Source organism: Sphaerobacter thermophilus DSM 20745 (genome assembly GCF_000024985.1).
GTDB classification, from domain to species: domain Bacteria; phylum Chloroflexota; class Chloroflexia; order Thermomicrobiales; family Thermomicrobiaceae; genus Sphaerobacter; species Sphaerobacter thermophilus.
In genome coordinates, this window is sequence record NC_013523.1 from 475,628 (window position 1) to 498,555 (window position 22,928).

General features: G+C 68.8%; 20 protein-coding genes. 14 read left to right on the plus strand and 6 right to left on the minus strand.

Annotated features, from left to right (window positions below):
• Positions 1-29: 29 nt before the first annotated feature.
• From STHE_RS02115 to hisC, 5 genes are all read right to left on the minus strand, one after another.
• Positions 30-809, minus strand: a complete 780-nt coding sequence (locus STHE_RS02115; protein WP_012870916.1) for an ABC transporter permease — start codon at positions 807-809, stop codon at positions 30-32.
• On the minus strand, positions 806-1,822 hold the full coding sequence (locus STHE_RS02120) for an ATP-binding cassette domain-containing protein (protein WP_012870917.1): 1,017 nt from the start codon (positions 1,820-1,822) through the stop codon (positions 806-808). Before STHE_RS02120 ends, STHE_RS02115 begins: the two co-directional genes overlap by 4 nt.
• Positions 1,823-2,013: 191 nt before the next feature.
• A complete protein-coding gene (locus STHE_RS02125) occupies positions 2,014-2,661 on the minus strand; it encodes a PadR family transcriptional regulator (RefSeq protein WP_012870918.1) in 648 nt (215 codons plus the stop codon).
• Between the two features lie 974 nt (positions 2,662-3,635).
• Positions 3,636-4,241 (minus strand): imidazoleglycerol-phosphate dehydratase HisB, encoded by a 606-nt coding sequence (gene hisB / locus STHE_RS02130; RefSeq protein WP_012870919.1) that lies wholly within the window; start codon positions 4,239-4,241, stop codon positions 3,636-3,638.
• Positions 4,242-4,245: 4 nt separating this feature from the next.
• The gene (gene hisC, locus STHE_RS02135) at positions 4,246-5,349 is read right to left on the minus strand and encodes a histidinol-phosphate transaminase (RefSeq protein ID WP_012870920.1); all 1,104 of its coding nucleotides are present in this window, start codon (positions 5,347-5,349) and stop codon (positions 4,246-4,248) included.
• A gap of 232 nt (positions 5,350-5,581) precedes the next feature.
• Between hisC and STHE_RS17690 the strand changes: the two genes are divergently transcribed.
• The 10 genes from STHE_RS17690 (at position 5,582) to STHE_RS17700 (ending at position 16,864) form a co-directional block, all read left to right on the plus strand.
• The gene (locus STHE_RS17690) at positions 5,582-6,742 is read left to right on the plus strand and encodes a D-alanyl-D-alanine carboxypeptidase family protein (RefSeq protein ID WP_012870921.1); all 1,161 of its coding nucleotides are present in this window, start codon (positions 5,582-5,584) and stop codon (positions 6,740-6,742) included.
• Positions 6,743-6,808: 66 nt separating this feature from the next.
• Complete coding sequence (locus STHE_RS02145; protein WP_012870922.1) at positions 6,809-7,822, plus strand: pseudouridine synthase; 1,014 nt, start codon at positions 6,809-6,811, stop codon at positions 7,820-7,822.
• Positions 7,719-8,417 carry a (d)CMP kinase gene (cmk, locus tag STHE_RS02150; protein WP_217155842.1) on the plus strand — a complete coding sequence of 233 codons (699 nt, stop codon included), beginning with the start codon at positions 7,719-7,721 and terminating at the stop codon, positions 8,415-8,417. The genes STHE_RS02145 and cmk overlap by 104 nt, the downstream gene beginning before the upstream one ends.
• A gap of 2 nt (positions 8,418-8,419) precedes the next feature.
• Positions 8,420-9,193, plus strand: a complete 774-nt coding sequence (locus STHE_RS02155; protein ID WP_012870924.1) for a lysophospholipid acyltransferase family protein — start codon at positions 8,420-8,422, stop codon at positions 9,191-9,193.
• Between the two features lie 338 nt (positions 9,194-9,531).
• Entirely contained in the window at positions 9,532-11,184 is a 1,653-nt protein-coding gene (locus STHE_RS17695) for a serine hydrolase (protein ID WP_012870925.1), read from the plus strand.
• 867 nt (positions 11,185-12,051) lie between these two features.
• Positions 12,052-12,411: a heat shock protein transcriptional repressor HspR gene (locus STHE_RS02165; RefSeq protein ID WP_012870926.1), complete on the plus strand. Its 360-nt coding sequence runs from the start codon at positions 12,052-12,054 to the stop codon at positions 12,409-12,411.
• A gap of 94 nt (positions 12,412-12,505) precedes the next feature.
• Complete coding sequence (gene clpB, locus STHE_RS02170; RefSeq protein WP_012870927.1) at positions 12,506-15,118, plus strand: ATP-dependent chaperone ClpB; 2,613 nt, start codon at positions 12,506-12,508, stop codon at positions 15,116-15,118.
• Positions 15,119-15,263: 145 nt separating this feature from the next.
• Positions 15,264-15,389, plus strand: coding sequence for a hypothetical protein (locus STHE_RS19505; RefSeq protein ID WP_012870928.1), 126 nt, complete (start codon positions 15,264-15,266; stop codon positions 15,387-15,389).
• Positions 15,390-15,416: 27 nt separating this feature from the next.
• Positions 15,417-15,641: a DUF2905 domain-containing protein gene (locus STHE_RS02175; RefSeq protein WP_012870929.1), complete on the plus strand. Its 225-nt coding sequence runs from the start codon at positions 15,417-15,419 to the stop codon at positions 15,639-15,641.
• A 326-nt stretch (positions 15,642-15,967) separates the two neighbouring features.
• Positions 15,968-16,864 carry a DUF4349 domain-containing protein gene (locus STHE_RS17700; protein ID WP_012870930.1) on the plus strand — a complete coding sequence of 299 codons (897 nt, stop codon included), beginning with the start codon at positions 15,968-15,970 and terminating at the stop codon, positions 16,862-16,864.
• A 261-nt stretch (positions 16,865-17,125) separates the two neighbouring features.
• Here the strand turns inward: STHE_RS17700 and STHE_RS02185 are convergent, their stop codons facing one another.
• Positions 17,126-18,343, minus strand: a complete 1,218-nt coding sequence (locus STHE_RS02185; RefSeq protein ID WP_012870931.1) for a M20 family metallopeptidase — start codon at positions 18,341-18,343, stop codon at positions 17,126-17,128.
• Between the two features lie 182 nt (positions 18,344-18,525).
• Here STHE_RS02185 and STHE_RS02190 point away from each other — a divergent pair, with 182 nt between their 5' ends.
• The 4 genes from STHE_RS02190 to STHE_RS17710 all read left to right on the plus strand — a co-directional run bounded on the left by STHE_RS02190 (position 18,526) and on the right by STHE_RS17710 (position 22,779).
• Positions 18,526-19,347, plus strand: coding sequence for an HAD-IIA family hydrolase (locus tag STHE_RS02190; RefSeq protein ID WP_012870932.1), 822 nt, complete (start codon positions 18,526-18,528; stop codon positions 19,345-19,347).
• On the plus strand, positions 19,344-20,189 hold the full coding sequence (locus STHE_RS02195) for a class I SAM-dependent methyltransferase (protein ID WP_012870933.1): 846 nt from the start codon (positions 19,344-19,346) through the stop codon (positions 20,187-20,189). The genes STHE_RS02190 and STHE_RS02195 overlap by 4 nt, the downstream gene beginning before the upstream one ends.
• A gap of 269 nt (positions 20,190-20,458) precedes the next feature.
• On the plus strand, positions 20,459-21,235 hold the full coding sequence (locus STHE_RS18375; protein ID WP_083776005.1) for a glycosyltransferase: 777 nt from the start codon (positions 20,459-20,461) through the stop codon (positions 21,233-21,235).
• A complete protein-coding gene (locus tag STHE_RS17710; protein ID WP_169308172.1) occupies positions 21,163-22,779 on the plus strand; it encodes a GtrA family protein in 1,617 nt (538 codons plus the stop codon). The genes STHE_RS18375 and STHE_RS17710 overlap by 73 nt, the downstream gene beginning before the upstream one ends.
• Positions 22,780-22,928: the final 149 nt, after the last annotated feature.

Genomic DNA, 22,928 nt, shown 5'->3' on the forward strand with positions numbered 1-22,928 from the left:
GGATGGACGCCGTCCCCGCCCGGTACTGCCTAGATCGAACGCTGGTAGGCGCCGAACGCCCGTGTGGCGAGCCAGGTAGCCACCACTGCCAGGGCGACAAGCCCCGCGCCGCGTGTGAGGACCAGCGACCAGTCCATGGACGCGGCCTCGGGTGCGCTCCGGCCGATCTCGACCGCCCAGTTCAGCGGGTTGAACCGGGATACCTGCCGGATCCAGCCCGGCATCAGCGCCGGAGCCATGAAGACCGACGACAGGAACGTCAGGGGTAGGAGGAGGAACTGGACGACACCGATGATCGACTCCTCCTTGCGCACGACCAGCGCGACGGCGCAGGAGAGCGCGCCGAAGATCGCCGTGAGCAGCACCGCGGCTGCGATCAGCACCGCCACCTGGGCCACGCCGCCGGCGAAGCGCGCACTGACCAGCAGGCCGAGCCCGATCAGGATCAGCGACTGGATCACCGTCACCAGACCCGTCTGGATCAACCGGCCGGTGATCAGCGCGCTGCGCGAGACGGGCGAGACCAGGAAACGGTCCAGCACGCCGCGCTCGAGGTCGCTGACGATGCTCACGCCGAGCCAACCGCCGCTGAAGAGCGCGCTCATGGCGACGACGCCGGGCGTGAGGAAGGTGGCGTAAGAGCCGGTGTTGAAGCCGGGCAACTCCACCACGCGCTTGAAGAGGGCGCCGAACAGCAGCAGGTAGATGATCGGCTGCACCAGGCTGAACGCGATGTACCACGGCTGGCGGCTGAAGTTGCGCAGGTGCCGCCCGGCGATGTCCATCGTGTGGATGAGCGCTGTCATCATTCCGTGCCCTTTTCTCCGGCCGCCGCGAAGGAGCGGCCGACGTACCGCAGGTAGACGTCGTCGAGCGAGGGGCGGGCGACCGTTGCCGCCGCCACCGGGATGCCGGCGCGCTCCAGCGCCGCCAGCACGGCCGGGATCGCCTGTCCGCCGCTGTCGGCGCGGGCGTAGACCGCGCCGTCCTGCAGCGTGATCTCGCGCACGCCGGGCACGTGCTCCAGCGCGGCGTGGACGCGTGGTTCGGTCGCGCCGTTCGCGAGCTCGACTCGGATGGTGTCGCCGCGCAGCTCGCCTTTCAGTTCCTCCGGGGAACCCTCGACCACGACCCGGCCCTGGTCGACGATCGCGACGCGGGCGGCCAGGCGGTCGGCCTCCTCCAGGTAGTGGGTGGTCAGCAGGATGGTCAGGCGCTCCTCGCGGGCAAGCCGCTCGATCTCGGCCCAGAGCTCGGCGCGCGCCTCGGGGTCCAGGCCGGTTGTCGGCTCGTCCAGGAAGAGCACCTTGGGTCGGTGGATCAACCCCATGAGGATGTCGAGCTTGCGCTGCATGCCCCCGGAGTAGGTGCCCGCGACGCGATCGGCGGCCTCGGCGAGGCCGATGCGCTCGAGCAGCTCATCAACCCGGCGTCGCAGCTCGCGCCCGCGCAGGCCGTAGATCCGACCCTGGAGCATCAGGTTCTCCCGCCCGGTCGCCTCGGGATCGACCGCCGCCTTCTGGCTGACGTAGCCGATCGCGCGGCGCACGCTGCTGGGACGTGCCACGACGTCGAAGCCGGCCACCCGCGCGCTCCCGCTGTCGGGGCGGGAGAGGGTGGTGAGGATCTTGACAGTGGTGGACTTCCCGGCGCCGTTGGGTCCGAGCAGGGCGAAGATGGTGCCCGTCTCGACCGCGAGGCTGAGCCCGTTGAGGGCGCGCACTCCGCCGGGGTAGGTCTTGACCAGGTTGTGAGCCACGATGGCGAGGTCGGTGTGGTTGGGAGCCACCGCAGCCTCGCGCGGGGCTGCCTGGATAGTCATCGGTCGAACACTCCTTCGTGCAGGAACGTTGCACACCGTGCCTGCCGCACGGCCTGTCGACCCGCGGTGCTCGACCTGCTATCCTTGGGGTGGACGCGTCGGGTAGCAGGTTTCGCGTCGCGGGACCAGCTCGACGGATTCGGCCCCCACCCGGGTGTGCCAGCACCTGGATGGGGGTCAGTTCATCTGGCTCACTCGTTCACCGGTTCCTCCTCTCGCTCTCCACCGTCCTGGATCATGTCGGGCCGCGCGTGGAACTGACGCCACAGGTCGAGGCCGGTCAGTTCCTCGGTCTCGATGGCGCGGACGAGATCCCGGACCCAGCGCAACTCCGCTTCCTTGAGCATCAAGGCGTAGTCGGCCTCGATCAGGAAGACCTGAGGGAGCCCCTGCGCTGCCGCGTCGTCCATCGTGGCTCGTTCCTCCGCGATGGCCTGTTCCAGTCGTTCCACGCGCTCGCGGAGCAACTCGACTACCGCCTCGGGCGGCAGCACGGCCATCAGGGAGAGGCCCGCCTCGAACTGGGGGTACTCCTTGATCGGCCGTCGCAGCAGGTCGCGGAGCCAACCGTCCAGCTTGGCCCGACCGGCATCGGTCAACGCGTAGATGGTCCGCTCCGGACGCCGCCCCTCGCGGACCGTCTCGACCGGGACGATCAGGCGGTGGCGCTCGAGCGCGTCGACGACGGTGTAGAGGGAGCCGTAGTTGAGCTTGATGCTGTGGTGCTTGCCGCGCTCCCGCATGGTCGACGCCATCTCATAGGGGTGCATCGGCCGCTCTGCCAGGAGGGCCAGCACCGCCAGCGCCAGTGGATTGGAGATCGACCGCTTGCTCGTCACTGTCTACCTCGCGTAGCCGAAGCCGTATATCCGGTTGCGAGTATACGGGTCCGAGCATCCTTGTCAAGGGGGTGTCGAGAATGAGTTCGCGCGGATTCGGTTCTCCCAACCGTGGGGCTTGGCGACATACCGCCGTCTCGTCCGTGTCATCCTTCGGTGCGTGGCCGATCCACCGTGAGATCCTCCGCTCCGCTCAGGATGACAGCGGTGCGGGAGCTGCCGGAGAGGAGACGAGATTCATGCGTCAATGGCATCCTCCCCGGGCTGACGCGGAGAAGCCCACGGAAGCGGGCTGGGGGCCGATCGTGGTTCACCCCCGGTGATGGGATCCCGCCGCTCGGCGCGTGCCCGGCACACATGGAGATTGACGACTGACATGGATGTACGCGGTCGGCGCGTGCCCGGGGGTGGATGGCGTGAAGGATCCTACGCCGTGGTCCGTGCCCGGGGCTAAAGCCGCCGGGCTGAATAATGAAAAGCCCACTGAAGGGGCTCCCTTTCCCACACGTCGGCTGACTCCATCCGGCCACCAACTGGGCGCTGCGTCCCCAGCCCCTTCAGTGGGCTTCGCCTTCTCAGCCCGGCGGCTTTAGCCCCGGGCACGCGCCACGGCTTGGGATCCTCGCGCCACCCCCGTACTCTTCGTCGTTCCCAGCCGGTTTCAGCCGGCTTTCGTTGTCAGCCCGGCGGCGTTAGCCCCGGGCACATGTCGCGACGCGGCGACCTTCCCGCTACCCTTCCAGGGCATGTGCCGAGCGGCGGGATCCTTGACGAGGGTGTGAGTCCTGTCCCACCCCAGCCAGCTAATGCCGGCTGTCGTGGTCAGCCGGGGGTAAAGGAGCTTGACGACAAACCGTGGGACATGGACCGGTCACCGCCGTCTCGTCCCTGTCATCCTTCGCTGCGCCGGCCCCGCTCTGGATGACAGCCGCGCGGGCGCGGGTGACGGGGAGACGAGATGAACTCGTCAATGTTCATTGCCCCGTCTCGATGTGCTCCTTGGTGGAGGGGAGGCGGTCACCGAGGCGAGGCTCGGGCCGGGTGGCCGCGTCGAGGGCGCGGGCGAAGGCCTTGAAGAGCGCCTCGACCTGGTGATGGGTGTTGGAGCCGTAGAGCGTCACGACGTGGAGGTTGATCCTGGCTTCGATCGCCAGTGTCTCGAAGAAGTGGCGCACCAGATCGGCCTCGAGCACGCCGACCCCGGGGCCGTTGATCGGGTCGCGCTGGACATAATAGCCGCGGCCGCCGCAGTCGACGGCGACGTGGGCCAGCGCCTCGTCCATTGGCACCGCCACGTCGGCGGTCCGGCGGATGCCGCGGCGCTCGCCGAGTGTCTGGCGGATCGCCTGGCCCAGGCAGAGGCCGACGTCCTCGGTCGTGTGGTGGGCGTCAACCTGGAGATCGCCCCGTGCGGTGACGGTCAGGTCGAAGAGGCCGTGGCGGGCGAAGAGGGTGAGGAAGTGGTCGAGCGGCCCGATCCCGGTGTCGATCGCGGCCTGCCCGCTGCCGTCGAGGTCCAGCGTCAGTTCGATCTCGGTCTCGGTGGTTCGCCGGGTGATGGTGGCGCGTCGCTGCTCCATCGGCTCAGATCTCCCCTGCCATGCCGCGCAGCGCGGCCATGAGCGCGTCGGTGTGCTCCGGGCGGCCGACGGTGATCCGCAGGTAGTTGCGGAGGTCGGGGTCGCTGTACTTGCGGACCAGGATGCCCCGCCGCTCCAGGCGCCGGTGGATGTCGTGCGCGTCACCGCGCGTGACCCGGCAGAGGATGAAGTTGCCCTGCGAGGGGTATGGCTGCAGGAAGTTGAGCTTGCGCAGGCCGCGGTAGAGGCGGCCGCGCTCGATCTTGATGCGGTTGACCGTCTGCTGCAGGTAGTCGATGTCGTCCAGCACCGCCTCGATCGCCTTCAGCCCGGCCGTGCTCACGTTGAACGGCTGCTTGACCTTCCACAACTCAGCCGCGAGGGCGTCGGGGAGGATGGCGTATCCGAGACGCATCCCAGCGAGCCCCGCCCACTTGCTGAAGGTACGCAGGATCACCAGGTTGTCGAACTCGCGCGCGAGCGGAAGGAAGGTCTTGCCGGAGAACTCGTAGTACGCCTCGTCGGCCACGATCAGCGCGCCGGTGCGCAGCAGCCGGACGATCTGCTGGGTCGTGGGCATGTTCCCGGTCGGGTTGTTGGGCGCGGTGACGAAGATCAGCTTGGTCCGCTCGGTGACAGCCTGGGTGATCGCATCGATGTCGAGGTCGAAGTCGGCGGTGCGGGGCACGCGGCGGACGACCCCGCCGAAGAGGGGCGTGCGGGACTCGTACACGCCGAAGGTCGGGGTTGGCACGATCACCTCATCGCCCGGGTCGATGGTGGCCAGCAGCAGGAGGTCGATCAGCTCGTCCGAGCCGTTGCCGATGATGATCCGCTGGCTGGGCGCCCCGGTGTAGGCGGCGATGCGCTCCCGCGCGACGCGCTGGTCGGCGTCCGGGTATTCCTGGTAGTGGTCAAAGCTCGCCAGTACCTCCTGCACACGCATCGAGGTCCCGTAGGGGTTCTCGTTCATGTGCAGGCGGATGATCTCGTCGACGGGCTTGCCGATGCGTTCGGCGACGGCCTCAACCGGTTCGACCGGGACGTACCCGTCCAGGTCGAGGACAGCGTTGCGGATGAGTCGCCGAAGAGCCTTGGGTATTGCCACGTAGCCTGTCCGTCTCCCGGTGTCCGTCCCGGCGGCGGTGGCTCCGCCACGCCGGTACCCGCTACAATCTTTTCCCAATCACCGTCGTGCGTTTTGGAAGCAAGGGTGACATATGCGACGAATTCCCGGTCCCACTGCCATCAGGCAAGGACCGGCGCCATCTCCTTGCCCGGGGCGCGGCGGTGCGAACCTGCGCCGGGGTGGACACCGTTCCGAGCGCAGCGCTGCCGCCATGGTCGCTATTATAGCCACGCTCGGGCTGGTGCTGGCGCAGCTCATCACATCGACTGCTTTCGCCAGTGCCGCGGCGGTGCCGCGGCCGATGGTGGTGCCTGACGCGCCGCTCGCCGCCCCGGTCCCAGTGCCGGCCATCACGGCGCGTGCCGTGCTCGCGGTCGATCTCGTGACGGGTGCGACCCTCGCGGCGGTCAACCCGGACATGCCGTACCCACCCGCCAGCACGACCAAAATGCTCACGGCGCTCATCGTCCGCCAGCACGCCGCGCTGGACGAGGTCATCACCATCGAGCCGGGGGATCTGGTCGATGAGGTGATCTACGCACATGTGGGCCTCCGGGCCGGGGACCGGGTGGCGGTGCGGGACCTGCTCGCCGGCCTGCTGGTCCCGTCGGGTGGGGACGCCGCGCGGGCGCTCGCCCGCGTCGTCGGAGCCCGCCTGGACCCGGCCGCAACGAATCCGCGCGCGGCGTTCGTCGCCGAGATGAACCGTGTCGCCCGGCGCCTTGGGATGCGCAGCACGCACTTCGTCAACCCGGACGGGCGCGACGCACCTGGCCAGCGCTCGACCGCACGCGACCTCGCCATCCTCGGGGCTGCATTGCTGAAGGACCCGTTCCTGGCCGATGTGGTGGCGCAGCCGGTGACGACCATCTCCGTCAAGGGGCCGAACGCGCGCGACATCACGCTCTGGAGCACCAACCACCTGCTCGGGGAACTGGGCGTGCACGGGATCAAAACGGGCACGACGGCCGAGGATGGGGAGAACCTGGTGGCGGTGGCGTGGCGTGGGGACCATCAGGTCATCACGGTGACGCTCGGGAGCGCCGAGGGTGAGCGCTTCAACGACGTGCGTGCCCTCTTCGACGCGCTGGGTACCCACTTCCGCTGGGTGCGCCTCGGCCGGGATGGGGATCACCCGGACCTAGAGGACCGGCTCGCGGCCGACGGCTTCCGCTTGATGACCAACCGGACCCTGCTGCTGACGGCGGAGCAGGCTGATCGGCTGCGGTACGACCTGCGGCTCGCTCCGGTGTCGAGCTCGTCCCCGTGGGCGATACAGGGTGAGGTAGTATTCTACGTGGGCGCAACGGAGGTCCTGCGGCTCCCCGTGTATCGATCCGGACGCGAAGCCGGAGATCCGTCCCAGCCGTGACGGGCCGTTGCTCCCGACCGGCTCCGACGATGCCTCCGGGGTCGGCGAGCAGGCGAGGAGCGACCGGTGGAGAGACTGCAACGAGTGCTGGCCGCGCACGGCGTGGCCTCCCGTCGCAAGGCTGAGGAGCTCATCACCGCGGGTCGGGTCACGGTGGACGGCCAGGTGGTCCGCGAGTTGGGCGTTCGGGTGGACCCGGAGCGCCAGGAGATCCGCGTGGACGGCAAGCGGCTGCGTCCCGAGCGCCGCCGGTACATCATGTTGAACAAGCCACCGGGCTACATCACGACGGTCAGCGACGAGCGCGGCCGCCGCACGGTCATGGACCTGGTCCAGGTGCCGGAGCGGGTGGTCCCGGCCGGGCGGCTCGACCGTCCGACGGCGGGGCTCCTCCTGCTCACCAACGACGGGGATCTGCTGTTCCGCATCACCCATCCCCGTTACGAGTTGGAGAAAGAATACGAGGTACTGGTGGACGGGCACCCGCCGCCGGAGGTGCTGGACCAGTTGCGGCGCGGCGTGACGGTGGACGGGGAGCGCGTGGTGCCGGATCAGGTCCGGCCGCTCCGGATCGAAGAAGCCGGGACCGTGCTCCGCATCGTGATCCACGAGGGGCGCAACCGCATCGTGCGCCGGATGATGGATCGGGTCGGCTACCCGGTGCTCAAGCTGACGCGGACGCGGATCGGGCCGATCCATGTCCGGGGCGTCCCGCTCGGTGCCTGGCGCGACCTGACGCCGGGGGAGGTCATGCAGTTGCTGGAAGCGGTCGGCCTCGACCCTGCCTCGGCGGGTCGTCCGTTGCCGGAGCCGGGGCGCCGATCAGACCCTGGCGAGCGCAGAGGTGAGCCACGTCGCTCGGGACCGACGCGGCGCGGTGAGCGGCCGGCTCCGTCCGGAGCGCGGCCGCCGGCACGGCGGGGTGAACGGCGCGGTGGCCCGGGGACGGGGCCGCGCGAGCGATTTGGGAGAGGGCGTGGAGGTGAGCGAGGTGCCCGGCGACCGCCTGGTCGTCGCGATCGACGGCCCGGCGGCGGCCGGCAAGACCACCGTGGCGAGCGCGGCGGCCCGCCGGCTTGATGCGCTCTTCTTCGATACCGGCGTGATCTACCGGGCGCTGACGCTGGCGGCGCTGCGGCACGGCGTGGCACCCGAGGACGGCCTGCGGCTTGCCGGTCTGGCGAGGCACCTCGACATCCAGGTGAAGCCACCATCCCAGCCGGACGGGCGCTTCTACGACGTCTGGCTCGAGGGCGAGGATGTGACCCAGCAACTGCGCGACCCGGAGGTCGATCGCGCGGTGTCGGCGGTGTCGGCTCACCCGGCGGTGCGCCGGGCGCTGCTCGATGTCCAGCGTCGGATCGCCCGGTCCGGGCGCGTGGTGTTGACCGGGCGGGACATCGGCACGGTCGTCGTACCGGACGCCGACGTGAAGATCTGGCTCGACGCCTCCCTCGAAGAGCGCGCGCGACGGCGGCAGCGCGATCTGGCCGCACAGGGGATCGAGCGCTCGCTCGACGAGGTGATGGAGGAGATGGAGCGGCGGGACCGGGCGGACGCAGAGCGTGCGATCGCGCCGATGAAGCCCGCGAAGGACGCGGTCGTCATCGTTACCGACGGACGCTCTGTCGAGGAGGTCGTGGAGGAGATCGTCCGGCTGGCCGGAGGGGGATGACCATGGGGGGGAGTGCGGGCGACGGCGCGTGGCCGGAGTCGCGGCGCCGGCGCATCAAGCTGGCACTATTCCGCGGGGCGCGGGTCATCGTGCTCCCGCTTCTCCGGCTGCTGCTTGGGATGCGGATTGAGGGGCTGGAGAACGTCCCACCGCGTGGCGGTGCGCTCGTGGTGGCCAATCACCTCCACAACTCCGACCCGATCCTCCTGATCGCAGCGTTCCCGCGCCCGGTCTTCTTCATGGCCAAGAGCGACGTGTGGCGCGTGCCGGTGGCGCGGTGGTTCGCCGAGTTGTCCGGTGCGTTCCCGGTAGAGCGCGGGCGGCCGGACCGCAAGGCCCTCCGCCATGCCGAGCAGGAGCTGGCGCGCGGCTGGCTGGTCGGTGTCTTCCCGGAGGGCGGGCGCAGTACCACCGGCGCGATAAAGAGCGTCTACCCCGGCGTGGCGTTGATCGCGTTGCGGGCCCGGGTGCCGATCATCCCGACCGCAATCTGGGGCACCGAGGTACTGCCGTTCAACGGGAAGAAGGGACGACGGAAGGGCAAGGGGTGGCCCAAGGTGCATGTGCGGATGGGCAAGCCCTTCTATCTCCCGGACGGGACCGGCGACGGGAGCCGACCAGACCTCGCCACGCTCACCGACCTCATGATGATCGAGGTTGCCAAACTGCTGCCCCCCGAGTACCGCGGCATCTACGCCGACCGGGTGGCCGAGAGCGTCGCGGAGCAGCACCCGGCCCCCGCCCCGCTCCCCACCGCGGGAGAGGAGCGGCGCTAGAGGCACCGTGGTGCTCTAACGGCGGTAACGTTCATGCCCTTGCCATCGCGCGGAGCGGTAGTGCGGGTGGAGGACTTCACTCGCCGCGGTAGATCGGTTCATGCGGGGTGCCGTAGATGAGCCTGGGACGGGGACGAGCGGAGTGGGCGGGGCGACCACGCTCGATCGATTCGGCCGCGTACCCTCTTGTACGTACTAGCGGTCTGTAGTAGTATGGTGCCTACTGGTCAAGGTAAGGCCGGGCACGACACGGCCAGCCGGGCCCACGTGGGGGACGTGGCGCCACCCAGGTGCCTTGACCGTCTCGGGTAGGGAAGGTCTGATTGGGGAGGCCGACGGTGGGCCGGAGCCGGGCATGGCGCGTCCGGTGGAAGAGCCACCTGCTCTTCCTGACCGTACTGTCGCTCCTGTGGTGGCAGACAGGTGCGGTAGTCGCGGCGGACAGTCCCCCCGACATTGCCGCGGCGCATGCGGTGGTGGTGTCGGCGGACACGGGCGAGGTGCTCTTCGACAAGGGCATGGATGCCGAGACGGCTCCGGCCAGCCTCACCAAGATCTTCACCGCGGCCGTCGCGCTAGAGACGGCACCTCTCGATCAACTCATCACCATTGCTGAAGACGATCTGGTCGGTGAATCGGCCATGGGGCTGGTTGTCGGCCAGGACGTGACCCTCCGTACCCTGCTTTACGGCATGATGCTGCCCTCCGGCAACGACGCCGCGATGGCGATCGCGCGCGGCCTGAGTGAACTGTCGGACGGCAGCTCCGGAGAGTCGATCGCTCCCTTTATGGAGCGGGTGAACGATCTCGCGCAGCGTCTGGGCCTGACCCACACCCGCCTCGTGAACCCGCACGGCCTCGACGAGCCCGGGCACGTCTCCAGCGCTCGCGACATCGCGGCGATCACGATGTACGCGCTCGGCAATCCCGAGTTCCGGCGGATCATCGGCAGCCCGTACTACGTGGACGAGGGGTTCGAGCTCTACAACAACAACGAGTTGCTCACGAGCTACACCGGTCTGATCGGTGGCAAGACGGGTATCACCGACGAGGCGGGCTACTGCCTGGTCGAGGTGGCGCAGCGCGACGGTCACACGATCATCGCCGTGGTGCTCGGCAGCACGATCGATGACTGGTACACCGACGCAATCTCGCTGCTGGACTACGGCTTCGCCACCCTCGCTGCGGCGCCGTCTGACCCGGCTCGCCCCCGGATCACGCTCGCACCGGCCACGCCGGCTGTGGTGACGCCGACCGTTCAGACACCGTCCACGGAGGGTTCGGCGCTGACCGTCGATCGGGTGGCCGACACGACGGCGGTGGTGCATGCGGCGGATGCTGAGCCGGGGGGCGGCGGCCTGTCGTGGCGCTGGCCGCTGGCGTCGGTCGCCACGATGGGGCTGGCCCTGGCGTTGATCGTGAACTACCCGGTGCTCCTCGGTGTGGGCGGGCTGCTGTGGCAGCGTCGCCGGGCTGGTTCCCTTGCGCTCGGAGCGCCGGCGCTCCTGGGGCGGCTGTTCCGGCCGCGACCGCAGCGCCGCCGGGCACGGCCCACGCAGGCCACCCAGGCGATCACTCGCACCGCTCCGGTGCGGCGAGCCGCGCAAGCGACACCGACCACGCGGACCGCGGCGCCAGTGTGGCGACCGAGCACGGCGCGGATACCTGCTGAGCCGCAGGTTGTGCCGCTCAACCGGGCCGAAGCACTGGCATCCCGCGCCGTTCGTCTGGCCCGTCGGGGCGACTACCGCGCGGCGACGCACGAGTTCGCCCGTGCCCTGCAGGCCGATCCCACCTACGACCTGACCCGGTGCCCCGGGTTCTGGTCCATGGACGCCCTCGGCTACGTCGCGGCGGCACGCGCCTACCTGCTCCTCAACCGTCCGGCCGACGCCCGCACCCTTGCGACCATTGTCCAGTTGAGCTACGGCTCGAGCCGAGAGCTGGAGCGTGTCCTGGCCCGCACCAGCCCCGCCGCGGCGTTGGTCTAGCGGGTTCGCTGGCGGGCGAAGGCGTTGGCTGGAGCCGAGGCGAACTCCACCTGACAAACACAACGAAGTCCGCCCACGACGATTGACGGATTGTTCGGGTCTATGGCGGTGGCGCGTGGGTCCCCACGCCCTGGCCTGTGCCCGGGGCGCAAGCCGCCGGGCCGACACGGAGAGCCGGCTGAAGCGGGCTGGGAACAACCGCAAGGGTACGGGGGTGGTGGGCGGAGTACCGTAGTCGGCCCGTGCCCGGGGCTAAAGCCGCCGGGCTGAGAAGGCGAAGCCCACTGAAGGGGCTGGGGACGCTGGACCCGGTGGGATGCCGGATCGGCTCCGCCTGCGCGTGGCCATCACAGCCCCTTCAGTGGGCTTACCAACATATCAGCCCGGCGGCTTTAGCCCCGGGCCGTCACCACGCGGTAGCACCCTTATATGCAAAATCGACGCCGATTGACCCCTAGCCCGCTTCAGCCGGCTCTCCGTGTCAGCCCGACGGCTTGCGCCCCGGGCACGCGCCACGGCGCGGAAACCTCAATACCAACCACTCCGGACCCCCAGCCTCCAGTAACGGATCCTCCTACCTCGCTCCAGGCCGGGACTGACTTGCGTCCCGCTCCCGCGCCACTGCCACGGACCCGATCAACCTGCCAAACGGCATCGGGCGAAGGCCATGGCGCCCCCGGCAACCCGTCGTGGCCGCCATCGTAGCCTCGTCTGCTGGGCTCTGAGCGGTTGACACCGACGGGCTGGATCGGGTAGCACGCGGGCATGGATCCCACGTGCCCGATTCGGCAACGCACATTGATACGATCCATATAAGCTGTTATACTACGTCCGTGTGAAACACGGTGGTAGCTCCGGGGAGGGCGCATGCGTCAGAACGAACCACTCTACGTGATCAGCGTCGCGGCAAGGCTGCTGGAGCTGCACCCGCAGACGCTGCGGAAGTACGAGCGGGAGGGTTTCGTCTCACCGTCCCGTACCGCCGGGAACCTGCGGCTCTATTCGTCGAGTGACATCGAGCGGCTGCGGCAGGTCAAGTACCTGGTGGAGCGGCGAGGGATCAACCTCTCCGGCGTGCAACTTGCCATGGATGTTACCCGCCGGCTACGGGGCATTCGGCGCGAGGTCCAGTCGCTCTCGGACCGCAATAACGGGCGACTCGCCTACCTGGTTCGAGAGATCGATGCACTCTTGGAGTTGCTCGGCACCTCCCCCGACGTCGAATAGCCCGCGACGGACGCACGACCCTTCCGTGACCCGGGAGCACCCACACCCCGCCAGTGCCCGCGGGGTACCGGCATCTACTTGGGAGAGTTGACCGATGAATCTATCGCGATTGACCGAGAAAGCACAGGAGGCGCTTATCACCGCCCAGCGGGAGACTGAGGAGCGGCGCCTCGCGCAGCTCGATGTCGAGCCGCTGCTCTACGCGCTGGTCAGCCAGCGCGACGGGGTCGTGCCTCAGGTGCTGCTGCGGCTCGGGATCGACTCGCGGGCGGCGCAGGCGGAACTGCTCCGGACGGTCGAGGCGTCCCCGACGCTGCAGTACAGTGCACAGCCGGTGCTGGGCGCCGGGCTCCGACGCGTCCTGGAGCGTGCCGAGCAGGAGGCCCGTGCGTTTGGTGACGAGTACATCAGTACCGAGCATCTCCTCCTGGCCGCACTCGAAGCGACGCCGAATGCACCGGCGGTCAAGGCGCTGCAGCGGCTAGGTGTGAACCGGGACCGTGTGCTGATGGCGCTGAGCCAGATCCGCGGCGCGCAGCGCGTGACTGGCACCAACCCCGAGGACACGTACCAGGCGCTGGAGAAGTACGGCCGCGATCTGACTGATCTGGCCCGCAAGGGGAAGCTCGATCCGGTCATCGGGCGCGACGAGGAGATCCGGCGGGTCATCCAGGTGCTGTCGCGCCGGACCAAGAACAACCCGGTGCTGATCGGTGAGCCGGGCGTCGGTAAGACGGCGATCGTCGAGGGCTTGGCCCAGCGGATCGTCCGCGGCGACGTGCCGGAGGGGCTGAAGGACAAGCGGATCGTGCAGTTGGACCTGGCGGCGATGCTCGCCGGGGCCAAGTACCGCGGCGAGTTCGAGGAGCGCCTGAAGGCCACGCTCAACGAGATCCAGGAGGCCGAGGGGCAGATCATCGTCTTCATCGACGAGCTGCACACCGTCGTCGGTGCCGGCGCGGCCGAGGGGGCGATGGACGCCTCGAACATGCTCAAGCCGATGCTCGCGCGCGGCGAGCTGCATGCGATCGGCGCGACGACGCTCGACGAGTACCGCAAGTACATCGAGAAGGACGCCGCGCTGGAGCGCCGGTTCCAGCCGGTGTACGTCGGTGAGCCCTCCGTCGAGGACACCATCAGCATCCTGCGTGGGCTGCGGGAGCGGTACGAGCTGCACCACAAGGTCCGCATCCTGGACTCGGCGCTGGTCGCCGCTGCGGTGCTGTCGCACCGGTACATCACCAACCGCTACCTGCCGGATAAGGCGATCGACCTGGTCGACGAGGCGGCGGCCCGCCTGCGGATGGAGATTACCAGCATGCCGGCGGAGCTGGACGAGCTTCACCGGCGAATCATGCAGCTCGAGATCGAGCGCGAGGCGCTGCGCAAGGAGCGCGACGACGCCTCGAAGCAGCGGCTGCAGGAGCTGGAGCGTGAGCTGGCCGACCTGCGCGAGCAGGAGCAGGTGCTACGCTCGCAGTGGGAGCAGGAGCGCGAGGCAATCCAGCGGATCAGCGAGCTGAAGGAACAGATCGAACAGACCCGGCACGAGATCGAACAGGCCCAGCGCGCGGCCGATTATGCGCGCGCGTCGGAGCTGCAGTATGGCCGGCTGGTCGAGCTGGAGCGGAAGCTCAAGGAGGAAGAGCGGCACCTGGCCGAGGTGCAGACCAACGGCAAGCTGCTCAAGGAGGAAGTCGACGCCGACGACATCGCCGAGGTGGTGAGCAAGTGGACCGGTATCCCGGTCAGCAAGCTCGTCGAGGGCGAGATCGAGAAGCTGGTCCACATGGAGTCGCGGCTGCACCAGCGTGTCGTGGGGCAGGACGAGGCGATCGAGGCGGTGAGCAACGCCATCCGCCGTGCCCGGTCCGGCTTGCAGGACCCTAACCGGCCGCTGGGGAGCTTCATCTTCCTCGGGCCGACCGGTGTCGGGAAGACCGAGCTGGCGCGGGCGCTGGCTGAGTTCCTCTTCGACGACGAGCGCGCCATGGTGCGGATCGACATGTCGGAGTACCAGGAGCGGCACACCGTCGCGCGGCTGATCGGCGCGCCGCCCGGCTACGTCGGCTACGACGAGGGCGGGCAGTTGACCGAGGCCATCCGGCGGCGGCCATACGCGGTCGTCCTGTTCGACGAGATCGAGAAGGCGCACCCGGAGGTGTTCAACGTCCTGCTCCAGGTGCTCGATGACGGCCGGCTGACCGACGGCCAGGGCCGGACGGTCGACTTCCGGAACACGGTCATCATCATGACCAGTAACCTGGGGTCGGCCTACATCCAGGCGGCGGGGCCGCAGGGCGAGGCCGAGATGCGGCGCCGGGTGTTCGAAGCACTCCGCAACCACTTCCGGCCGGAGTTCCTGAACCGGATCGATGAGATCGTCATCTTCCACGCGCTGACGCGCGAGCATCTGGCGATGATCGTCGACATCCAGCTCCGGCAGGTCGCCGAGCGGCTGGCGGACCGCAACATCACCCTCCAGGTGACGCAGCGGGCCAAGGAGTGGCTTGCCGACCGCGGGTACGACCCCGTCTTCGGTGCGCGACCGCTGAAGCGGACGATCCAGCGCGAGTTGCTCGACCGGCTGGCCAAGGCGCTGCTGGAGGGCAAGATCCACGAAGGCGATACGGTCACCGTCGACGTCGGCCCGGATGGCGCGTTGACCATCGAGGGCGTGCTGTCGGCGGCCGAGGTGGTGGCGTAGGCACGAGGGCGCCGGTTCCTACCGGTGGCGTATAATCCTGACGGCCGGTCCTCACGGGCCGGCCGTCAGGCGTCCTTCCGGTCGGAGGCCGTGCCGCTGCCCGGGAGATGCGGTCACCCGGGTTGCTTGGGAAAGGCACCACGGGATGGGCATCATCCACGATCTGCTCCAACTCATCATCCCTGCCGTCGTGCTCGCGCTGATCCCGATCTTGTTCATCCTCATCTTCGACATTGGCGCGCACCTGCGGGAGCTCTTCGGCAGGCGGTAGCGTCGCGGCGGGAGGCGGCTCGACGCCATGTCCGATCTGAGCCAGCTCGGCAAGATCATCCTCGTTGTCGGAGTCGCGCTCATCGTGCTGGGCGGCGTGATCTACCTTGCTGGCCGGGTGCCGTTGCTGGGGCGTCTGCCCGGCGACATCACCATCCGCCGCGGGCCGGTCACCGTTTACATCCCGCTGGCGACGATGCTCCTCCTTAGCCTGATTCTCACACTCATCCTCAACATCGTGTTCCGGCGGTAGGGCGAAATCGCTCTACGGCCGCCCAGCCGTGCCCTGCGTATCCGCTGGCGCTTCCGTGTCGTCCTGAGCGGAGCGAAGGATGACATCGCTTGGAGTTCCCCTCTCCCAAGGTTGGGAGAGGGGTCGGGGGTGAGGGCCGCTCTCGCAGGTCCGGGCGCGGACACCCGTGCTCGTGTCGTCGTCACGCCGTGGACAACGGCTCGACGGAGAACCAGGACGTGGCGTGGCGGGGTTTGCGCGCCGTGTCGCGGAACAAAGGGCCGCCGCCGGGCGTCATCCTGTCAGGGCGGGCCGGACTGGCCTGCGGTGGCGTGAGGAGGAGACAGATGCGGGCAGCCGGACGATCGATGCGGGTGCTCTTGCTCGGCGTGCTGGTGCTGGCTTTGGCGATGACGGCCTGCGGCGGCGTGTGGAGGGAGGCGGAAGTCGCTCCGAGTGCCGGGGGCGCCGCGAGTGCGTCTGCCGGCGATGGGGCGCGGGACACCGCCGGAGGGGCGGCGCCCGAAGCGGCGCAGCTCGCCGACTGGGACCGTCGCATCGTGCGGACGGCTGAGCTGACGCTGACGGTCCAGAACGTCGAGCAGGCCATCGCGGCGGTGCGCGACATCGCCACGGCACAGGGAGGGCAGATCCTGACCTCATCGACCTCCTACAACGGCGACTACCAGTCTGCGATGCTGACGATCGAAGTGCCCTCGGATCGCTTCGACCCGACCATGAGCGCGCTGCGGGGCCTGCCGTTGGTGGAGCGCGTGGACCACGAGACCACCAGCAGCCAGGACGTGACTGAGGAGTACGTGGACCTCGAAGCGCGGCTGCGCAACGCGGAGGCGACCGAGCAGCGACTTCTCTCGCTCCAGGGGCAGGCGGAGCGACTGGAGGACATCCTGGCGCTCGAGCGGGAGATCGCGCGTGTGCGGGGTGAGATCGAGCAGATGAAGGGGCGCCTGAACTACCTGGAGCGGCGCACCTCGTTCTCTCGGATCGATCTGCAGCTCCTGCCGATCGCGGCCGGTGCAGGCCAGGCGCCCGGGTTTGACTTCGCGCGGGTGGTGCGCCAGGCGTGGGACGCCTCGATGCGCTTCGCGGGCAGGATGGCGACGGGGGCGGTGACAGTCGTCGTCTTCCTGTGGTGGCTCTGGCCGCTGGTCGCCGCTGGGGCTGTGTACTACGCGCGGCGGGCTCGCCGCCGAGGCCCCACGCCCGGCGCGACCGAGGCGTGACGCCGTCCCGGGGAGCGGAGCACGCGGAGCGCGGGCATCAGACGGACCGTCGCCCGGTCCCTGAGATGGCTCCCCTCTCCCAAGGTTGGGAGAGGGGTCGGGGGTGAGGGCCACCCGCACAGCTCAGGACGAGGCGAGGACGCCCGCGTTCCTGGGTTCTTCACCCCGTCCGGAGCCGCTTTGCCATGGTTGCGCTCCGGTTGAACGCACACAAACGGACTGGCGCCGCGGGAGCGGCGCCAGTGTCGTCTTCGGCGCTCCCTAGGACCCGCCGAGGATGGCGAGCCCGGCGAGGGCGTAGGCGCGGGTGGCATCCAGGACCTCGTCGATGCCGACCCACTCGTCCGGCTTATGCGCCAGGGACGGGTCACCCGGGCCGTAGATGATGGTCGGGTAACCGCGAGCGGCGAAGTGTCTCCCGTCGGTGGCCATGCTGAAGCCGGTCAGGGTGGTGTCGAACCCGAGGTACTGGTTGGCGGCGAGCATCGCCTTCACGATCGGGGAGTCCTCGGCCACGACCGTGGCCTCTCTGCCGCCCCAGCCAGCCGGCTCGACCTCCACGCGCAGGCCGGGAATCCGGGTGACCGCCTGCTCGGCGACGCGGCGGATCTCCTCGACCACCTCGGCGGGCTTCTCCCCCGGAACGATGCGCCGGTCGATGTGGATGGTGCAGCGATCAGGGACGACATTGGATTTGACGCCGCCCTCGATCAGCGAGACGCAGGCCGACGACGGGTGGAAGTAGGGGTGAGTGCGCTTCGCCAGTTCCGGCCACAACTCGTCCTGCAGGGCGACGATCACCCTGGCCATGCCCTCGATCGCGTTGGCGCCCTCCCAGGGGAGCGCGCCGTGGGCGGCCCGGCCGTAGACCGTGACGCGGACACCCTGCCCGCCCTTCTCGCCGACGCAGACGCGGTTCAGGGTCTGCTCGCCGACGATGACGAAGTCGGGTCGGATGTTGTCGGACTCGGCGACCAGTTGGGAGCCGAGCCCGCCGCCGATCTCCTCATCGGCCACGGTATTGACGATTAGGGTGCCGCGCAGCGGCACGCCGGAGCGCGCCAGAGCGAGGGCGGCCATGATCTGAGCGGTGACGCTAGCCTTGTCGTCGCCTGCGCCGCGGCCGTAGACGCGGCGATCGTGGATCTCGGCGCCGAATGGCGGGTAGGTCCAGGCCGACTCCTCCCCGGTCGGCACGACATCGACATGGGCGTTCCAGAGCAGCACGGGGCCGGAGCCGCGCTCGAGCCGGGCAATCAGGTTCGGCTTCGTCTCCTCCTCGGCGAGGATCTCGATCGCAAACCCTGCGGCTTCAAGGGGTTCGCGGCAGCGGGCGATGGCGTCCCGCACGTCACCGGGTGGGTTGACCGATGGGATGCGCACCAGTGACTGAAGGAACTCCACTACCTCGCGCTCGTCGATCTGCGCCAATACCTGCGTCGCCTGCTCCGGGTCGAGCCGTGGGCTCGCTAGGGTCATGCGATCCTCCCTTCCACGGTGTCGCCACCGATCCCTGCCCTGGCGGGGTCCGGCGGCAGTATAGCAGGCGGGTCGGTGCCCCGAATCGGCTTTGGCTGGGTACGAAGGCTGTGCTATCCTGGCCCGCGGCGGCAGCGGCGGGTCGAGTTCCCGCCGCTGCCTGATGGAGGAGGGACACTGCCATGACGCTGGCCGGAGCTGATATCGCTCCTCGGCTTGCGCCCGTGCGCGGCTATGTGATCGATATGGACGGGGTGCTGTACCGCGGGGACACAGCGCTGCCCCACGCCCGCGAGTTCCTGGCCGCGCTCGACGCACGGGGCATCCCGTACGTGATGGCGACCAACAACTCGACGCGCACGCCCGAGCAATACACCGAGAAGCTCGCCCGGATGGGCATCCCGGTCCCGCCTGAGCGAATCGTCACCTCGAGCCTCGCCACCCGCGCCTGGCTGGAGGAACGGTATCCGGCCGGCACGCGGGTGCACGTGCTGGGCATGGCGGCGCTGCGCGACGCGATTCTCGGCGATGGTCGCTTCCAGTCGGCCGACCTGGACGCCGAGGTCGTGGTCACCGGGGCCGACTGGGAATTGACGTACGACAAGCTCGCCCGTGCCTGTCTCGCCATCCGGCGCGGGGCGACCTGGGTGGCGACCAACCCGGACACGACCTTCCCGACGGAGGAGGGGCTGGTCCCCGGTGCGGGAGCGATCCTGGCGGCGCTGCGGGTGGCGACGAGCCGTGAGCCGATCGTGATCGGGAAGCCGGAGCCGGGGATGCTGCTGGAGGCCGGCGCGTTGATGGGGATCGGTCCCGAGTCGACGGCGGTGCTGGGGGACCGGCTCGACACCGATATCCAGGCGGGGCAGCGCGCGGGCTTCACCACGGTGCTGGTGCTGACGGGCGTGACCAGCGCCGCGGACCTGGCAACAGAATCGCTGCAGCCTGATCTCGTGGTGCCGGATCTGGCGCCGCTACTGGAGTACTACCGGACGCTCCAGTGAGACGCATCGGACGTTACGACGTCGAGGACCCATCCAAGATCCAGGGGCGAGACGAGGTCCAGGTGCACGACCGCAGCCTGGCCTCGCTGCGCCTACGACATGCGCTGGCGGCGCTGGCCGGCGTGCAGGGGCGTGTCCTCCTGCTCGGCTGCGGCGCAGGTCGTTACCTGCGTGCTCTGAGTCGCGAGCGGCGGGATCTCAACATCCTCGGCGCCGACCTGAGCCGTGTTGCGCTCCGGGAGGCGCGACGCCGCTCCCCCGCCCACGATCTGATCTGCCTCGATGCCAGCCTCCTCCCCTTCGCTGATGGCGTCTTCGACGCCGTCCTCTTCTTCGACCTGCTGGAGCATGTGCCGGAGCACCGGCGGATGCTCTCCGAGATCGCCCGCGTTCTCCGCCCCGGCGGCGTGTTACACGCCTTCGTGCCGCTGGAGGGCAAGCCGGGTACCGTCTACCACCTCTTGCGGCGGAGTCGCCGCATCCCGATCAACCGGTGGAAGCGGGATCACGTCGGCCACGTCAACCACTTCACGCCGGAGGAAGTCTTCCGGGAGCTGTGGGAGGCAGGTCTGAACGTGGAGGACCGGGCCTACGGGTTCCACCTGGTCAGTCAGATCCACGACGTGGTCGATTACTGGCAGCGCGAGCGGTCCAGCGGCGGTGAGGGGCTGCTGCCCCCGGCTATGGTCAAGGCCATCGCGCGAGCCGTCTTCATCCCGACTTGGCGCCTCTCCTACCTGGAGGACCGCCTCTACCGGGGCCGCCACCTGGCTGCCGGGCTTCACCTCACGGCACGGCGGTGCATCTCGTCGCGTCACGTGGACTTCGGCCAGCGGAACTAACCGCTCGGGCCACCGTACCCGCCGATGCGGGACTCCTGCCAGATACGTGTGACCGCTGCGACTAAGAGATAGCCTTATACAATCATTTCTTCCTCGATCGTCTCCACGGCCACCCAGTCACCTGACGACATTTACACTGGCGACTTCCGCGTCATGCAGGGAGTCGTCAGAGACCGTCCGTAGAATCAACGTCACATGCTCACTCATGGCGAATAGATGGACGAGCCTTTGTGCTTGCCCAGGAATGGCCCATCAGTGGAGGGTGGCCCATGTCCCCGCGGATCGACGCCGGGACACGCGAGGCATCGCCTCCTTGGTTGGAGGAGAGGTGCGACATTGCTGATATCGTCCCCGACGAATCATCTCCGATTCCACCATCGCTCACGATCGTGGTGCCGACGCGCAACGAGGCGGAGAATGTCGGTCCGCTCGTCGAACGCCTCGATCGGTGCCTGCCGGGCCAGGTGCTGGAGATCATCTTCGTCGATGACAGCGATGATGACACGGTTGCAGCGATCGAGTCGCTGGAGCGGTCTCCCGACCGCGTAATCCGGGTTATCCACCGTCCGAGGGGTGAGCGTCAGGGTGGGCTGGGTGGGGCTGTCGTGGTTGGGCTCCGTGCCGCCAGGGCCGACTGGGTCTGCGTGATGGACGCAGACCTGCAGCACCCGCCGGAGGTGATTCCCTCCCTCCTGGAGCGTGCGCGGGCCACGCACGCCGACCTGGTGATCGCGAGCCGCTACTGCGGGGATGGCAGCCTCGGGCGGATGGGGGAACTGCGGGCGGCTGCGTCCCGAGCCACGACGATCCTCGCCAAGATAGTCTTTCCGGGACGACTCCGCGGGGTGACCGACCCCATGAGCGGCTTTTTCCTGTTTGCCGCCGGGCGGTCGACCCGGATAGCCTCCGACCCTGCGGCTTCAAGATCCTGCTGGAGATCCTCATCCGCACGGACGGCCTACAGGTGGCCGAGGTGCCGTATCGCTTTGGAGAGCGTCACGCGGGAGAGAGCAAGGCGTCTCTGCGCGAGGCGATCCGCTACCTGATGCTGCTCTGGCAGTTGCGCCTGAGCGACCAGACGCGACGCTTCGTCCGGTTCGCGGCGGTCGGAGCCTCCGGGCTGGGGGTGAATACGCTCGCTCTCCTCGCCTTTGCCGAGATTCAGGGACTCCACTATCTGGTCGCCGCGGCGCTGGCGACGCAAGTGTCGACCCTGTGGCTGTACTTGCTGACTGAGTCCTTCGTTTTCCGCGGGCGCGCGGGCACGCGTGGGCCGCTGGCTCGCATGGGCCTGTATTTCGGGATGAACAACGCTGCGCTGCTGTTCCGAGGACCTCTGATGTACGCGTTGACCTCGGTCTTTGGGATCTTCTACGTGGCGTCCAACCTGATCTCGCTCCTGGCGCTGACGGCGCTCCGCTTCGCGGTGGCCGACACGTGGATCTGGGATGCTACACGGCGTTCCCGCCGTGCGGCAGCTCCGGCTCTCTACAACATCCACGACATCGTCACGGTGCGGTCGACCGTGCCTCTGCCGGAGCTCGAACAGTTCCGCGTGGAGGCGCTGGACGGGCCGCCGACCATCGACGTACGCACCCAGGCGCGGCGGCCTCACCGGGTGACGGCGGAGCGGCACTTCCAGTACGACGAGCGCCTCGGTGTATTCGGTTTTTGGATCGACGTGTCCCTTGGGGACCTTATCGACGTGGTGGCGTCGCCGCTCCTGGCTCGCTCGCCCCACGTGCTCTACACGAACGTGGTCGAGCCGATCCTGCGCTGGACCTTCGTCCAGCGAGGCTACGCGCTGATCCACGGGGCCTGTATCGCGTACGACGACCACGCCTACCTGGTGACGGCCCGGACCGACACCGGCAAGACGACGACGGTCCTCCGCATGCTCGACCGGCAGCGGCGGGAGAGCGCCACCGCGGCGTTCATCTCCGACGATCTCACCCTGGTCACGTCCGAGGGGACCGTGCTGACCTATCCCAAGCCGCTGACGATCAGCAAGCACACCGTGTCCGCGCTGAACCGGCCGGCCCTGACCCGGCGTGAGCGGCTGGGCCTGCCTATCCAGAGCCGGATCCACTCCCGCGGCGGGCGGCGCTTCGCTTTCCTGCTCACCCGCTCCCGGCTGCCCGTCGCAACCATCAATGCGCTGGCGCAGTGGCTGGTACCGCCGCCGAAGTATCCGGTCCAGCGGCTGATTCCGCAGGTCAAGCTGGCGCGGGAAGCACGGCTCGAGGGGCTCTTCGTCATCGAGCGCGGGGCCGACGACGAGTTCCGTCTCGATCCCGACGAGATGCTCGACATCCTGATGAGCAACTGCGAGGACGCGTACGGGTTCCCGCCGTACCCGGCCATCCGTGGGCACCTCCTCCAGGCCAATGGGCAGGATCTCTCCGTGGTGGAGCGCCAGATCGTCCAGCGGGCGCTGGCCGGGGTACCGGGGCGGTTGATCCGCAGCAGTTCGATGGACTGGGCACAGCGCATCCCGGCGCTGATCAGCGCACCCGCCCCGTCGCGCGAGCCGCTGCCTGGTGGGCTGGCGATCGACGGCGCTGTGCCCGAGCCGGGTACCGGCGGATGAGTCGCCGCGCTGGCGCGTAGCAGTACCCAGAAGTGTGACGCTGACCTCGACTACCGGTGGGCTAGATGGGTAAGGGAGAACGTGATCGGACCGCGAAGCATCCTTCGATCGGCGCTGCTGGATCGAATGAGGGCCGCGCGTTGCCCGAT

What these genes read in the sequence shown, in the direction of transcription:
- STHE_RS02115 (WP_012870916.1), bottom strand. Translation starts at nt 809, where the DNA reads ATGATGACAGCGCTCATCCACACGATGGACATCGCCGGGCGGCACCTG.
- STHE_RS02120 (WP_012870917.1), bottom strand. Translation starts at nt 1,822, where the DNA reads ATGACTATCCAGGCAGCCCCGCGCGAGGCTGCGGTGGCTCCCAACCAC.
- hisB (WP_012870919.1), bottom strand. Translation starts at nt 4,241, where the DNA reads ATGGAGCAGCGACGCGCCACCATCACCCGGCGAACCACCGAGACCGAG.
- STHE_RS17690 (WP_012870921.1), top strand. Translation starts at nt 5,582, where the DNA reads ATGGTCGCTATTATAGCCACGCTCGGGCTGGTGCTGGCGCAGCTCATC.
- STHE_RS02155 (WP_012870924.1), top strand. Translation starts at nt 8,420, where the DNA reads ATGGGGGGGAGTGCGGGCGACGGCGCGTGGCCGGAGTCGCGGCGCCGG.
- STHE_RS02165 (WP_012870926.1), top strand. Translation starts at nt 12,052, where the DNA reads ATGCGTCAGAACGAACCACTCTACGTGATCAGCGTCGCGGCAAGGCTG.
- clpB (WP_012870927.1), top strand. Translation starts at nt 12,506, where the DNA reads ATGAATCTATCGCGATTGACCGAGAAAGCACAGGAGGCGCTTATCACC.
- STHE_RS19505 (WP_012870928.1), top strand. Translation starts at nt 15,264, where the DNA reads ATGGGCATCATCCACGATCTGCTCCAACTCATCATCCCTGCCGTCGTG.
- STHE_RS02175 (WP_012870929.1), top strand. Translation starts at nt 15,417, where the DNA reads ATGTCCGATCTGAGCCAGCTCGGCAAGATCATCCTCGTTGTCGGAGTC.
- STHE_RS17700 (WP_012870930.1), top strand. Translation starts at nt 15,968, where the DNA reads ATGCGGGCAGCCGGACGATCGATGCGGGTGCTCTTGCTCGGCGTGCTG.
- STHE_RS02185 (WP_012870931.1), bottom strand. Translation starts at nt 18,343, where the DNA reads ATGACCCTAGCGAGCCCACGGCTCGACCCGGAGCAGGCGACGCAGGTA.
- STHE_RS02190 (WP_012870932.1), top strand. Translation starts at nt 18,526, where the DNA reads ATGACGCTGGCCGGAGCTGATATCGCTCCTCGGCTTGCGCCCGTGCGC.
- STHE_RS18375 (WP_083776005.1), top strand. Translation starts at nt 20,459, where the DNA reads ATGTCCCCGCGGATCGACGCCGGGACACGCGAGGCATCGCCTCCTTGG.